The following is a 13,831-nucleotide window of genomic DNA, read 5'->3' on the forward strand; positions in this document are numbered from 1 at the left end:
CGCGCGGGCATACGTTGCGGGATCCGAGGGCATTGAACGGCGCCAATCACTCGGATCCCCGTACCATCCCCTCGCATGCCCCTCAACGCAGTCCGCATGGCGGCCCTCTCGATCGCCGTCGCCATGACGACCATGCCCAGCGCCGGCCTGCCGGCTTCCGCAGCCGCCCCGCGTGATGCGTCGAAGATCTGCTCTCGTCCGGCCGTCTCCGGCGACACCACGATCGACGTCGACTTCGAGGGCACGACCTACCCGGTTCTGGTGTACGTCCCGGCATCCGCCGGCCGCACCGGGCGCGTCCCGCTGGTTCTGAACCTGCACGGCAGCAGCGGCAACGGGCCGGGACAGATGGACTACAGCGGGCTGCGCGCGGTCGCCGACGACGAGGGCTTCATCGTGGCGGCCCCGAACGGCGCGATCACCCTGCCGCAGGACCCGATGCCGCCGAACGGCAGCTGGGCCTGGAACGTGCCGGGAGTGCCCACGACCGCCGGCCAGATGCCGCCACCGGACGCGCGCAACGACATCCAGTTCCTCAGCCGCGTGATCGACGTGGTCTCCGGCAAGCTGTGCACCGACCTTCGGCGTACCTATGCCACCGGGCACTCCGGCGGCGGCCGGATGACCTCGGCGCTGGGCTGCTACCTCTCCGACCGGATCGCGGCCATCGCCGCCGGTGCCGGTCTGCGCGCCGGCCGCCCCGATCCGGACGACGTCAGCGTGCCGGAGGTGGAGGACTGCCGACCGGGACGACCGGTGCCCGTCGTGACGTGGCACGGGCAGAAGGACACGACCAACCCCTACCCCGGCAGCAACGACCTGCGCTGGGGTTACGCCGTACCGGTCGCCGTTCAGACGTGGGCGCGGCTCAACGGATGCCAGTACGGCCCCGAGGCGACAACCGTCACCGAGCACGTGACCCGGCTGTCGTACACCGGCTGCAGCCGGGGCGCCGACGTCGTGCTGTACCGGGTGAGCAACGGCGGTCACGTGTGGCCCGGCGCGAACGAACCCGGCTCCGAGATCGACGCCTCGCGGATCCTCTGGGACTTCTTCGAGCGATTCCGCCTCCCGGCACGCTGAGGCATCGAACGAAAACTATTCTGCTCTCCGATCGGTCGGAGGCGTAAAAAATTTCGCAACATCATTGACTACTATCAATGATGTGACGATGCTGAGTCTGCCCGGGCGCCCGCACATCCCCCGCTTCGTCGCCTCCGCCGAGGAGCCACCCGTGAACCGCTCCCTGCTCCGCCGAACCCTGTCCGTCGCCACCGCCGTGGCCGCGACCGCAGCCCTGACCGCCATCGGCATCGCCGTCGCCCAGCCCTCGAGCGCGGCGGTGAGCTGCGGCGTCCTCTTCGACGACTTCAACTACGCTTCCAGTTCGGACCCGGCACTCGGCCAGCACGGCTGGCACGTACGCACGAACTCGGGCGGCCCCGGCGTCCCGGGAGCGACCTGGTCCGCGAACAACATCTCGTTCCCCACCGTGGACGGTCAGCAGGCTCTTCGTCTCCAGGCCGCCACCAACGGCACAGCCGGTGGCACCAGCCACGCCGAGTTCTCCCTGTCGGACCGGCGGTTCTTCGAGGGCACCTACCTGGCCCGGATCAAGTTCGCGGACACACCCGCCTCCGGGGCGGACGGCGACCTCGTGAACCAGACCTTCTACACCATCAGCCCGCTGCGCTACGCCTTCGACCCGATCTACAGCGAGCTCGACTTCTCCGAGTACCTGCCCAACGGCGGGTGGGGCGAGAGCGGCCCCACCAACTTCCAGACCACCTGGTACACCTACCAGGCCGACCCGTGGGTGGCCGACCGGCAGTACAGCAAGCAGAACGGCAGCATCGCCGGCTGGCACGACGTCATGGCCACCGTGGGCGGCGGCGAGGTCAAGTACTACATCGACGGCCGGCTCGTGGGCACCCACGGCGGCAAGTACTACCCCCGCCAGAACATGTCGATCGACTTCAACCAGTGGTTCATCGACCTCACCGGTCACAGCGGCGGCACCAGCGTCTGGCAGGAACACGTGGACTACGTCCTGCACGCCAAGAAGCAGGTTCTGACGCCCGCACAGGCGACCGCGCAGGTCAACGCGTACCGGTCGGCCGGCACGAGGCACACCGACACGGTCACCGGGGACAACGGCTGCACGCCGGGCACACCGAACGAGCCGCCGGCCGGCACCAGCAGGCTGGCGAGCAACTGGAACAACAAGTGCATCGACGTACCCAACTGGAACTTCGTCGACGGCCAGCGGCTGGCCGTGTGGGACTGCACCGACGGCACCAACCAGAAGTGGGAGTTCACCGGCGGCACCCTGCGAACACAGAACAACATGTGCATGGACGTCGCCTGGGGTTCTTCCGCGGACGGCGCCGCCATCCAGATCGCCACCTGCTCCGGCAACCCCGCCCAGCAGTTCGTGCTCACCGCGGCCGGGGATCTGGTGAACCCACAGTCCAACAAGTGTGTGGACATCGCCGAATGGAACGGTGCCAACGGCGCCGTCCTGCACCTGTGGACCTGCGTCGGCGGCGCCAACCAGAAATGGCACCGGGTCTGAGCTCGCCGTTCAACCAGTTCGCGGAGGCTTGGTGCCCATCTTGTGACCGGCCGGTCGTTGATGCGGCTGACCGGTGACCAGCATGAGTGCCACGTCGTGGCGGACAGCGGTCTGTCGGGTTGCGGGAGCCGGGCGGACGTCCGGACCGGACGACCAGGCTCGGTGCACGTGCTGGTGAAGGGCTCGTCGCGCGCAGGTTCCGAAACCCCCGCCGCACCCGGGCCGGGGTGAACCGTTCCGGAGCCGGCGGGCGCTTCCCCGGGTCGGCGCAAGCCCCGCGGCAAGGGCCGGACGAGACGTAGCTGAGCCACAACGGAGCGGATCGAAGGCGGACCCTTCGAGGGCACGGACATGGCCGAGATGAGTGCGTCCGGATTCATTATCGACAGTTTCCGCGGAGGTCTTGTTCGCCTTTCCATCGTCATTGACGGCGGTCGCCTCGCCGATCCGGCACGACAATGGCCGATGGTCCGATCGGGCCGGAATGTTCGGTGCGCGCGGCGGGCCTGGCTTCGACCGTGCCCGCTTTCTAGTCGCGGGGGACGCGCGGCGGAATCCGTGGCCGCCGGTGGAACGGGGGACCCGGTCGCCCACGTCTGCTCTGCGGCCACCGCGTGGGACCGGCGATCTTCCGCGTCACTGCTGTGCCCTATGTCGTCCTTCGGTGCGGCGCCGCGACCCGCTTCGTCGTGCTGACCGGGGCTTTCCGGCCATCCGCGATGATTCTTTGCGCCTTCCCGATGCGTCACGCCGGGCGGCGTCTCCGGAAGAGAAGCATCAGGAACTGGCTGCGGCTCAGCCTCGCGCAGCCGACGCAAGCGCCGGGAATGACGTTGCATCAAGCCCCACGAGCGGTGCCGCTCATGCTTGCGTCGGAACTCCTCGGCCGCCGGTGAATGATTGCGCCGCAGCGTCCGGTCCCTCACATTCTTCGTGGGGAATAACGTCAGCTGCGTCATCACTCCATTATCCTCGCCACCCTCCGCATTCCACGATGCCGACCACGGATGATTCATATCAAGAAATCATCTGAAGCCGACTGGACGTCCGTCGGTCCGGCCACCACGAAAAGAGCGAACGGGCAGTCTCCGCACCACCCTGCACCGGCTCGTCCACTGCGCCGCGGCGACGCCAGGCGAGCAGCGCGGGCGCAACGGCAAGCTGAGGCATGGCGCCGCGGCCCGAAGCGGCCGGCGGCCGCGAAGCGCACCGCCGCTTGTTACCTCGGCCTCGACCAAGCGCACCGCCACGGCGTCGGCCCCGGCCACGTGCACGGCGGTCACGAAGACGGCCGCCAAGGCCACCAAGTCGGCGGCTACGCCGGCGGGCTCCGCTCGAAGGAGCCGGCCTCCCGGCCCTGCTACCTCTCGCCCGTCAGTCCACGTCGCCTCGGCGACCGCGCTTGATCTGGCTGCGGCGCTTCTTGTCGGCGATGCGCCGTTCCACCGCGCCTCGTGAGGGGCGGGTGGCTCGGCGCACCCGGGGAGGCGGGGCTATCGCTCCCGCGACCAGACCGGCGAGCCGGGCAGCTGCGGCCTCGCGGTTGCGCAGCTGCGAACGGTGCTCGGAGGCCACGACGGTCAGAACGCCGTTGACCAGCCGCGAGCCGAGGCGTTCGACCGCACGGTCCCGCAGCGCCACTGGCAGCAGATCGGAGCCGGCGAGGTCCCACGAGAGCTCGACCCGCGAGTCCGTGGTGTTGACGCCCTGCCCGCCCGGGCCGCTCGAGCGCGAGAAACGCCACGACAGCTCCGCGGCGGGGATCACCAGCCGCTCGTTCACCTGGACGTCATCGGGCACGCGGCCCAGCATGTCACCGCCGCCCGGAGGACGCCACGCGGTTTGTGATCAAGCGAACGCCGTGGAGCCGATGCTGGCGAGGACCACCAGCACGACCGCAGAGGCGGCGGCCGGGGTGAGAGGCTGGGCCAGTAGGAGCCAGCCGGCCAGGGCGGCGACCGCCGGTTCGAGGCTCAGCAGGATGCCGAAGGCCCGCTGGGGCAGGCGGCGCAGCGCGGACAGCTCGAGCGAGTACGGGATGACCGAGGCGAGCAGGCCGGTGCCGAGCGCGATCAGCAGCAGATGGGGTGACGTGACGGCCTTCTCGGCGCCCGTCACGCCGCCCGGGAGCAGGACCAGGGCGCCGAACGCCATGGCGACCGCGAGCCCGCCCTGGCCCGCGATCGCGGCGCCGGCGTGGGTGCTCGCCAGGATGTAGAGCGCCCAGAAGACCGCCGCGGCGAGGACGAGGGCGACGCCGACCGGGTCGAGGGTGGCACCGCCGTCCGCGAAGCCGAACACCGCGACTCCCGCGGCGGCCAGCAGGACCCAGCCGTAGTCGCGGGCGCGGCGGGACAGGACGGCGGCCAGGGTCAGCGGGCCCAGGAACTCGATGGTGACCGCCGGTCCCAGCGGGATCCGGGCGAGGGCCGCGTAGAAGAACCCGTTCATCCCGGCCAGCGCGGCCCCGAGCAGCAGCACCGCCCGCCACTGGTGACGCCGCCAGGACCGGACCGCCGGCCGAGCCACGGCGAGCAGGACGCCGGCCGCCAGGCCGAGCCGCAGCAGGGTGGCGCCCGCGCTGCCGGTCACGGGGAAGAGGCGGGCGGCGAGGGCCGCGCCGATCTGCAGGGAGGCGCAGGACCCCAGAACCATGAGGACGGCGGGCCCGGGAGCTGGAGCGATGTGGGAGGAAGCGGTGGTCACGGCTCCACGATCGCCAGGCGGCGACCGTTTCGTCCAGCGAATGTTTCTGGGCGATAATCGTCAGCAATGTTGGACGTTCATCGCCTCCGGCTGCTGCGCGAGCTCGATCGGCTCGGCACGCTGGCGGCCGTCGCGAAGGCGCTGAACTACAGCCCGTCCGCCATATCGCAGCAGCTCAGCGTGCTGGAGGCGGAGACCGGCGCCCGGTTGCTGGAGCATGTCGGGCGGGGCGTACGCCTCACCGCGCAGGCCCGGATCCTGGTCCGGCACGCCGAGGTGATCCTGGAGCGGATGGAGCTCGCCGAGGCGGAGCTGGCGGCGAGCATGACCGACGTCACCGGCACTCTGCGGGTCGCGTCCTTCCAATCGGTGATGCTGGCCCTGGTTCCCGGGGCGCTCTCCCGGCTGAGCGCCGAGCATCCCGGCCTCCGGGTGGAGATCACCCAGGCGGAGGCGGGTCCGGCCTTCGCAGGGTTGCTCGCCCGGGACTTCGACGTCGTGCTCGGGGAGTGCTATCCGGGCGTGCCGGAGCCGGCCCTGCCCGGCGTCGACGAGGAGGACCTGCTGGAGGACGAGTTGCGGATGGTCATACCGACGGGCGGGCCGTGGCATCGCGCGAAGCTCACCGACCTGGCGGAGGCTCCGTTCGTCTTCGACCCCGGCGACACCATCACGGGCCGTTGGGCGCGGCAGATCTGCCGCAGCGCCGGGTTCGAGCCGGACGTACGTTTCCAGAGCCCCGACCTGCTGTTGCAGCTGAGACTGGTGGAGACCGGGCACGCCGTCGCGTTCGTACCGGATCTGCTGTGGACCGGCCGTACCCCCGGCGACCTGGAGCTGAGGCACCTGCCGGGCCGGCCGCGGCGCCGCCTCTACACCGGGGTCCGCAGCGGGTCGGCGGAGCAGCCGGCGATCCGGGCCTTCCGCGCGGCCCTTCAGCTCACGGCCCGGGTGTGACCCGGGATACTGGAACCCGATACAGGGAGGTTGCGTGTCCGCTCAGCCCGCACCGGTCGCCGAGACCGGCTATCCGTGGCCCATCGAAACCGCGCGCCTGGACAACGGGCTGCGCATCGTCGTCAGCGAGGACCACACCGCGCCCGTGGTCTGCGTGAACCTCTGGTACGACGTCGGCTCCCGGCACGAACCGCCCGGCCAGACCGGCTTCGCCCACCTCTTCGAGCACCTGATGTTCGAGGGCTCCGCGCACGTCGGCAAGACCGAGCACATGCGCTACGTGCAGGGCGCCGGCGGTTCGCTCAACGCCACCACCAACCCGGACCGCACCAACTACTTCCAGACGCTGCCGTCGGAGCACCTCGAGCTGGCCCTCTGGCTCGAGGCCGACCGGATGGGCGGGCTGGTGCCGGCGCTGACCCAGGAGACCCTGGACAACCAGCGCGAGGTGGTCAAGAACGAGCGGCGCCAACGGTACGAGAACGTGCCGTACGGTGATGCGTGGCTGCGCCTGCTGCCCCTGCTGTACCCGTCGGGGCACCCGTACCACCACGCGACCATCGGGTCGATGGAGGACCTGAACGCGGCGAGCCTGGAGACGTTCCAGGCGTTCCACGCGCTCTACTACGCCCCCAACAACGCCGTGCTGACCGTCACGGGCGACGTCACGCCGGCCGAGGTGTTCGCCCTGGCGGACAAGTACTTCGGCATGATCGAGCCGGTGCCGGACATCCCCGCCGCGCCGCACGGGCACATCGCCGGCCCGGCCACCACGCCGGTGCGCGAGACGGTGACCGGAAGCGTGCCAGCGCCGCGCGTGTACCTGTCGCACCGGACGCACGCCTTCGGCACGGCGGGATACGACGCGATCACCGTGCTCGCGGCGGTGCTGGGCAGCGGCCGCGGCAGCCGCCTCTACCAGCGGCTCGCCGACGGCGCCCGGATCGCCCAGCCCGACTACATCGGCGCGTACGGCGTCGACCTGGCGCACGCGCCGGCACCGCTGATCGTCACGGCCACCGCCAAGGACGGGGTGGACACCGAGACCCTCGAGGCCGGCGTGGCGGAGGTGCTGGACAGCATGGCCGCCGAACCGGTCACCGAGGCCGAGCTGGAGCGGGCCAAGGCGCTGCTCACCACGGCCTGGTGGCGGCAGCTGTCCACGGTCGGCGGCCGGGCGGACATCCTCGGCCGGTACGCGACCCAGTTCGGCGACGCCTCGAGTGCCGCGTACCGGTTGCCGCAGTGGCAGGCGGTCACCGCGGGCGACATCGCCGAGGCCGCGCGCACGCTGAACCCGGAGTCCCGGGTGACCCTCGTCTACCTCCCGGAAGGGACCGAAGCATGAGCCTCGTCGCCACCCGGCCCGACTCGGGTGCCGCCCGCCCGTACGCGTTCCCGGCGATCCACCGCGTGTCCGTCGCCGGCGGCGAGGTCGTCGCCGCGCACATGCCGGGCCAGCTCCTGGCCACCGCGTCACTGCTCCTCGATGCGGGTGCGGCCCGGGAAGCCGCGGGACGCGAGGGCACCGCCGCCGTCCTCGCGAAGTGCCTCGAGGAAGGTACGAGCAACCGCGACTCCGCGGCGTACGCGCTGGCCCTCGAGGGACTCGGCGCCGAGCTCACCACCTCCGTCGACTGGGACTCCTTCCGGATCGGCGTCTCGGTGCCCGCAGGCCTGCTGCCTCGCGCGGTGGCCCTGATGGCGGAGGCGGTCCGCACGCCCCGGCTCGACCCGGCCGACGTCACCCGGGTCCGCGACGACGAGGCGACCGCCCTGCGCATGGACTGGGCGCAGCCGGGACCGCGGGCGGACGCCGCGCTGCGCGCCGACCTCTTCGGCGTCGGCGAACGCTACGGCCGCCCCCTGCACGGCGACCCGACGTCGATGGCGGCGGTCACCGTGGAAGACGTCCAGGCCTTCCACAGCGACCGGCTGACTCGTCCCGGCGTGCTGCTCGTCGCCGGTGACCTCGACCGGCTCGACCTGCACGAGCTGGGCGCGGCGGCCTTCGCCGGCACGTCCGGTGCGCCCGAGGCCGCCGAAGGGCCGCTGGACGTACCGATCTCGGCGACCCGCCGGGTGCTGCTGGTCGACCGGCCGGGCTCGGTGCAGTCGACGCTGCGCCTCGGGCACCGCGCCCCGGAGCGGGCACACCCGGACTACGTGCCGATCACCCTGGTGGCGACGGTGCTGGGCGGGGCCTTCACGTCCCGCCTCAACCACCTGATCCGCGAGGTGAAGGGCTACACGTACGGCATCCGCGCGGACTTCGCGATGACCCGCCGGTTCGGCCGGTTCGGGGTCAGCTCCTCGGTGCAGACGGCCGTGACCGCGCCGGCGCTGGCGGACACCGTCGGCGAGATCGCCCGGACGCGGCTCGACGGCGTCACGGAGCAGGAGCTGGCGGTCGCGCGGACGTGGCGGGCCGGCTCCCTCTCGGTCGACATGCAGACGCCGGGCTCGATCGCCGGAGCGCTCGCCACGCTGGTCGTGCACGGCCTGCCGGACGACTACTACGTGACGCTGCGGCAGCGGCTGCTGGCCGCGACGGTCGAGGAGGTGTCCGCGGCCGCGGCGACCTACCTGCACCCGGACGGCCTCACCCTCGTCGTGGAGGGCGACAGCGCGCTCATCCGCGACGAGCTGGCGGCCGGCAAGATCGGAGAGGTCCTCGACGCCGAGATCTGACGTACGATGTCGGGCCCGCCGTCGGTGATCGGCGGCGGGCCGAGTATTGCCACCGGTTGTTCCAGGGAGTTTCAATGGCCCCCAGCCTCCTTGAGAGCGCTCCCGCGAACGTTGGGACCCTGACATGCCCACGAACCTGACGACGTCGTCCGCATCGTTCACCTGCAGCCGCCCGCTCGCACGGCCATCGGCGGCCGCCCCCGTGCTCGCCCCCGACGCCGCCGCCGGGACCTGCGCGCCGCGGCACCTCGTCGACCGGTCGCTGGCCGAGCCGATCGGCCGCGCCTACCACTACCTCGACGTGGTGCAGGACGCGTACCTCAAGGGCGGCGAACCCCGGCTGCTGCAGAGCTACAGCAACGAGAGCGAGCTGCTCACCACCGCGTTCGTCTACGACAACGCGCTCGCGATCCTGGCCTACCTCGCCAACCCGACCGTCGCGAACGTGCGCCGGGCCCGGCTCATCGGCGACGCCCTGCTGTGGGCGCAGGCCAACGACGACACGTACGCCGACGGGCGGGTGCGGCAGGCGTACGCGGCAGGGCCGATGCAGTTCTACGGCGGCGGCCCCAGCTTCCCCGGCCTCAAGCGCGAGGACGGCAAGGCGGCGCACCTGTGGCCGTTCGGCTTCGGCGGCTCGTCGACGGGCGACATGGCCTGGGTCGGGCTGGCCCTGGCACAGCTCTACACCGACACCCGGATCAGGAAGTACCTCGACGGCGCCGTGGCCCTCGGCCTCTGGATCGCCGGCCGGCAGTCACCCCACCGGTACGGCGGCTACCACGGGGGCCTCCGCGAGGACGGGCGGACGCCGCAGCGGTGGGCGTCGACCGAACACAACATCGACGCGTACGCCCTGTTCACGCTGCTCGCGAAGCTCACCCGGGAACGCCGCTGGACGACCCGCGCCGCGATCGCGGCCGCCTTCGTCGGCGAGATGTGGAACCCCGCGGGCCGGCACTTCTGGACCGGCACCACCGACGAGAACCCCGACGAGATCAACGTCGGCAACGTCCCCGAGGACGTGCAGAGCTGGGGGCTGCTCAGCCTCGGCGACCGCCGCTACGAGGAGTCGGTCGACTGGGCCGTGCGCCACCTCGGCAACACCGACGGCACGGTGACGGGCCTGACATACAGCAGCCAGGCGAAGGTCCTCACCGGCACCGTCACCGGCAGCGCGCAGACCAGCAACCCCGCCGCCGTGTGGCTCGAGGGCACCGGCCACGCCGCGTTGGCCCTGCTCAGGCGCGGCGGACCGGGCGACGCGGCCCGCGCCCGCCAGCTGCTGCAGGCGACCGTGACGGCCCAGGAGTCGCTCGGCGCCGGGCAGACCGTCGGCCGCACCTGCGACCCGCGAGGCGGCCGGCTCTCCGACCCCGGCGAGGGCGGCACGTGGACCGGCACCCCGCTGCCCGCCGCCTCCGGCGTGGTGGCCGCCACCGGCCCCTTCGAGACCGGCTTCGGGTGGGGCTACTTCGGGCTCCAGCACGTCGGCACCACGGCGTGGTTCGTGATGGCGGGGCAGAACTTCAACCCGTACCAGTGACGGCCGGATGTGACGTAAGACCTGTTCATTCGGTACGGGTGGCCCCGGCCGGATACCGTCGCCCGCATGACCATCACGACCCCGGCGCCCACGGCGAAGCCCGCCCGCGCACGCCGGGCCGCCTGGCAGGTGTTCCTCTGGCTCCTGGTGCTGCCCGGCACCGCGTGGGCCGTGGGGCGCATGGCGGGCGAGGAGCGCGGCCTGGTGATCCAGCTCTTCGCCTTCACGCCGTACGTCGCCGCCTGGTCGGTCGTGCCGGCCATCGCCGCGCTGGCCACCCGCCGCTGGCTGGTCGGCTCCGTCGCGGCGGTCACCGTGGCCCTCTTCGCGGTCATGGTCCTGCCCCGAGCCTTCGCCGACGGTGACCGCGGGCCGCAGACCGGCGTGAAGCTCCACGTGATGACCTCGAACATGCTCTTCGGCCACGCCGACGCGGCCCGGATCGTCCAACTGGTCCGCGACAACGACGTGGCGGTCCTCGCCCTGCAGGAGTTCAGCCCGGCCGCCCAGACCCGGCTCGCCGAGGCGGGCCTGGGCAAGCTGCTCCCCTACTCGTCACTCGCCCCCGAGTGGGGCGCCAGCGGCTCCGGGCTCTACTCCCGCTTCCCCATCACCGACCCGGGCACCCGCGACAACGCCACCGGCTTCAAGCAGGCGTACGGAACGGTCCAGCCGGCCGGCACCGGGAAGATCATCGTCGAGTCCGCCCACCCCCTGGCCCCGGCCGCGAAGTCGGCCCTGGCGGGCTGGCGCTCGGACCTCGCGGCCCAGCCCCGCCCCGACACCACCGGCCTCCCCCGCATCCTGCTCGGCGACTTCAACGCGACCCTGGACCACGCACCCCTGCGCTCCCTGATCGGCGACGGCTACCGCGACGCGGCCGACGCCACCGGCAAGGGCCTGATCGGCACCTGGGGCCCGTACGACGGCGACCCCATCCCCCCGGTGACCATCGACCACGTCCTGGTCGACAAGCGCCTGGGCGTCGCCGACGCGGCCGTGCACGGCATCAAGGACAGCGACCACCGCTCGATCATCGCCGAGGTCATCGTCCCGGCGGCCTGACGGGCAGCCCGAGGAGCGCTTCGACGCCACGGGTGTAGGTCGAGACCGGTACGGCCTCCGGATCGGCGAGGTACTGCAGCGCGACACCGATGTCGAGCGCGAGCAGGAGCGCGGCTGCCTGATCCGAAGGCATCGGCAGCCGGTTCCCCAGCACAGCGGCGTCGTCGGCGAGGTGCTCCCGAACGCTGCGCAGCCAGTCTCGGAACGGGCCGAGCTGAGTCTCGTCCCGCATCCCGAACAGCCACAATTCGACGAGGGCCATGGCGAAGCGACGCACCTGCGGCGTGGGAGCGCTGGCCTCGTAGCTCTCGCCCACCGACCTCACCCAGGACTCAAGCGACGACCTGGGCCGGACCGGGTCGTCGCGTTCGAGCTTGCGTTGCAGCAGTGCGGCGATCAGGTCCTTCTTACCGCCGAAGTTCGCGTAGATCGCCCCCTTGGTGAGACCGGCCGCCGCCGCGATCTCGTCGAGCGTCGTCTGATGGATCCCGCGGTCGCCGAAGAGCGTCTCGGCGCTGTCCAGCAACCGCTCGCGGGTGCGCTTCTGCTGCTGCGCACGGGTCAGCCGCTCGGTCATGGCGCAAACCTACCCTATTGACATTCGTGCGAGTATCCAGATACTCACTGGTATCCAGATACTGACGGGTATGCGAGGCACCGTGCTGAACATCAACTCTCTGACCAAGGTCTATCCGGACGGCAGCCGGGCCAACGACGGGATCACCCTCGTCGTCCGCGCCGGGCAGGTGACCGGGTTGCTCGGCCACAACGGAGCAGGAAAGACCACGCTGCTCCACCAGGTCGTCGGGCTGGTGCGGCCCACTTCGGGCCGGATCCGGCTGCTCGGCCGCGACCCGGTCGCCGATCCGGCGTACGCCCGCACGGTCTGCTCCTTCCAACCGCAGTCCCACGCGCCGCTGACCGGCGTCACGGCCCGGCAGGCGATCGAGATCGTCGGACGGATCCGCGGCGGAGGGCGCCGTGCCGTGCAAAGCCGAACGACGGAACTGCTGGCCGCCCTGGACATCGAGGAGTGGGCGGACGCCCCGGCCGAGCGGCTGTCCGGCGGAGTCCGGCGGCTCATCGCCTTCTGCATGGCGATCGTGACGCCCGGCCGGCTCGTGATGCTCGACGAGCCCACGAACGACGTCGACCCAGTGCGGCGGCGCCTCCTCTGGGAGCGGATCCGCACGCTGGCTGCCGCGGGCCACGCCGTCGTGCTCGTCACCCACAACGTCGCCGAGGCCGAGCGGACGATCGACCAGGTCGTCGTTCTGAACCACGGCCGCGTGGTGGCGACGGGCAGCCCCGCCGACCTCGCCGCCGGCCACGAGATGCGGCTGGAGCTTGCTAGGCCCGGCGGTATCAGCACGCCGGAGTGGTGCCGTGCGGTGCACCGAGACGGCGACCGCATGACCATGACGCTCGCCGCTGCGGACGCCTCGCGAGCAGTGGCCTGGGCGCTGGCGCACACCGCCCGCTTCGCTCTCCATTCGGCCGGACTCGAAGACGTCTACATCAGACTCACCGACTCGGGGGAAGGGGACCGTGGTGCGGTTCTGGTTTCGTAGTTACGCCCTGCTCGTCCGCTGGACCGCCCTGCGGCTGCGGTTCGTGTTGCCACTCGTCCTGATCGTCCAGAGCTTCCTGGCGGTCGGGATCGTCGTCGGATTCGCGTACCTGGTGCCCGACCTCGATCCGGCGACGGCGCTGTACCTGTCCACCGGCGCGCCCACGCTCGGCTTGATCACCATCGGCATGGTCATGGCACCGCAGCTGATCGCCCTGTCCAAGACCGAGGGCACCTTCACCTACAACCGGACGCTGCCCGTGCCGCGCACCGCCGTGCTGGCGGCGGACCTGACCACGTGGCTGGTCACGGGCACGCCCGGGCTGCTGCTGGGTCTGCTCACGGCGGTGTTGCGCTTCGACCTCCATCTGCGCGTCAGCCCGGTCGTGGTAGGGGCCGTGCTGCTGGTCGCACTGACCGCCACCACGGCCGGCTTCGCGCTCGCGTACGCGGCACCGCCGGCCACGACGAGTCTCGCGACGCAGGCCCTGGTCTTCGTCGCGCTGATGTTCTCACCGATCAACTTCCCCGCGGAGCGGCTGCCGGACTGGCTCCAGGCCGCGCACCGGGTATTGCCGTTCCAGTACATGGCACAGGCCGTACGGGAGAGTCTCACGTCACCACCGGGCGGGATCGCCGCGCTTCCCTACGCCGTTCTCGGAGCGTGGTGCCTCGCTGGCCTGGCCATCACCTTGCGCGTGATGACCAGGCGGCCGTGACG

Annotated in this window: 12 protein-coding genes and 1 pseudogene; 9 read left to right on the plus strand and 4 right to left on the minus strand. The window is 71.5% G+C overall.

Annotated elements, in window-relative coordinates; all coding sequences use genetic code 11:
* Window positions 1-75 precede the first annotated feature (75 nt).
* Window positions 76-1,083: a polyhydroxybutyrate depolymerase gene (locus tag AB0J80_RS14905; RefSeq protein ID WP_364704806.1), complete on the plus strand. Its 1,008-nt coding sequence runs from the start codon at window positions 76-78 to the stop codon at window positions 1,081-1,083.
* Between the two features lie 88 nt (window positions 1,084-1,171).
* Complete coding sequence (locus tag AB0J80_RS14910; protein WP_364705066.1) at window positions 1,172-2,575, plus strand: ricin-type beta-trefoil lectin domain protein; 1,404 nt, start codon at window positions 1,172-1,174, stop codon at window positions 2,573-2,575.
* A 160-nt stretch (window positions 2,576-2,735) separates the two neighbouring features.
* On the opposite strand, the pseudogene AB0J80_RS14915 reads toward AB0J80_RS14910, so the two are convergent.
* From AB0J80_RS14915 to AB0J80_RS14925, 3 genes and pseudogenes are all read right to left on the minus strand, one after another.
* Window positions 2,736-2,880 (minus strand): annotated as a pseudogene (locus tag AB0J80_RS14915) (transposase); the annotation flags it as partial.
* Between the two features lie 1,069 nt (window positions 2,881-3,949).
* Window positions 3,950-4,375: an alternative ribosome rescue aminoacyl-tRNA hydrolase ArfB gene (gene arfB / locus AB0J80_RS14920; RefSeq protein WP_364704807.1), complete on the minus strand. Its 426-nt coding sequence runs from the start codon at window positions 4,373-4,375 to the stop codon at window positions 3,950-3,952.
* 48 nt (window positions 4,376-4,423) lie between these two features.
* Window positions 4,424-5,281 (minus strand): EamA family transporter, encoded by an 858-nt coding sequence (locus AB0J80_RS14925; RefSeq protein ID WP_364704809.1) that lies wholly within the window; start codon window positions 5,279-5,281, stop codon window positions 4,424-4,426.
* 66 nt (window positions 5,282-5,347) lie between these two features.
* On the opposite strand from AB0J80_RS14925, the gene AB0J80_RS14930 reads away from it, so the two are divergent.
* The 5 genes from AB0J80_RS14930 (at window position 5,348) to AB0J80_RS14950 (ending at window position 11,540) form a co-directional block, all read left to right on the plus strand.
* Window positions 5,348-6,238 carry a LysR family transcriptional regulator gene (locus tag AB0J80_RS14930; protein ID WP_364704810.1) on the plus strand — a complete coding sequence of 297 codons (891 nt, stop codon included), beginning with the start codon at window positions 5,348-5,350 and terminating at the stop codon, window positions 6,236-6,238.
* A 34-nt stretch (window positions 6,239-6,272) separates the two neighbouring features.
* The gene (locus AB0J80_RS14935; RefSeq protein WP_364704812.1) at window positions 6,273-7,586 is read left to right on the plus strand and encodes a pitrilysin family protein; all 1,314 of its coding nucleotides are present in this window, start codon (window positions 6,273-6,275) and stop codon (window positions 7,584-7,586) included.
* Window positions 7,583-8,929 carry a pitrilysin family protein gene (locus AB0J80_RS14940; protein ID WP_364704813.1) on the plus strand — a complete coding sequence of 449 codons (1,347 nt, stop codon included), beginning with the start codon at window positions 7,583-7,585 and terminating at the stop codon, window positions 8,927-8,929. Before AB0J80_RS14935 ends, AB0J80_RS14940 begins: the two co-directional genes overlap by 4 nt.
* 124 nt (window positions 8,930-9,053) lie before the next feature.
* Window positions 9,054-10,475 carry a hypothetical protein gene (locus AB0J80_RS14945; protein ID WP_364704815.1) on the plus strand — a complete coding sequence of 474 codons (1,422 nt, stop codon included), beginning with the start codon at window positions 9,054-9,056 and terminating at the stop codon, window positions 10,473-10,475.
* A gap of 180 nt (window positions 10,476-10,655) precedes the next feature.
* Window positions 10,656-11,540: an endonuclease/exonuclease/phosphatase family protein gene (locus AB0J80_RS14950; RefSeq protein WP_364705067.1), complete on the plus strand. Its 885-nt coding sequence runs from the start codon at window positions 10,656-10,658 to the stop codon at window positions 11,538-11,540.
* Here the strand turns inward: AB0J80_RS14950 and AB0J80_RS14955 are convergent.
* Window positions 11,521-12,117: a TetR family transcriptional regulator gene (locus AB0J80_RS14955; RefSeq protein ID WP_364704816.1), complete on the minus strand. Its 597-nt coding sequence runs from the start codon at window positions 12,115-12,117 to the stop codon at window positions 11,521-11,523. The two genes, AB0J80_RS14950 and AB0J80_RS14955, sit on opposite strands and share 20 nt — an antisense overlap.
* Window positions 12,118-12,199: 82 nt before the next feature.
* Between AB0J80_RS14955 and AB0J80_RS14960 the strand changes: the two genes are divergently transcribed.
* Both AB0J80_RS14960 and AB0J80_RS14965 read left to right on the plus strand, forming a co-directional pair.
* A complete protein-coding gene (locus AB0J80_RS14960) occupies window positions 12,200-13,111 on the plus strand; it encodes an ABC transporter ATP-binding protein (RefSeq protein ID WP_364705069.1) in 912 nt (303 codons plus the stop codon).
* The gene (locus AB0J80_RS14965) at window positions 13,092-13,829 is read left to right on the plus strand and encodes an ABC transporter permease (protein ID WP_364705071.1); all 738 of its coding nucleotides are present in this window, start codon (window positions 13,092-13,094) and stop codon (window positions 13,827-13,829) included. Before AB0J80_RS14960 ends, AB0J80_RS14965 begins: the two co-directional genes overlap by 20 nt.
* Window positions 13,830-13,831 lie beyond the last annotated feature (2 nt).

Source organism: Actinoplanes sp. NPDC049548, from assembly GCF_040676695.1.
In the GTDB taxonomy this organism is placed as follows: Bacteria; Actinomycetota; Actinomycetes; order Mycobacteriales; family Micromonosporaceae; genus Actinoplanes.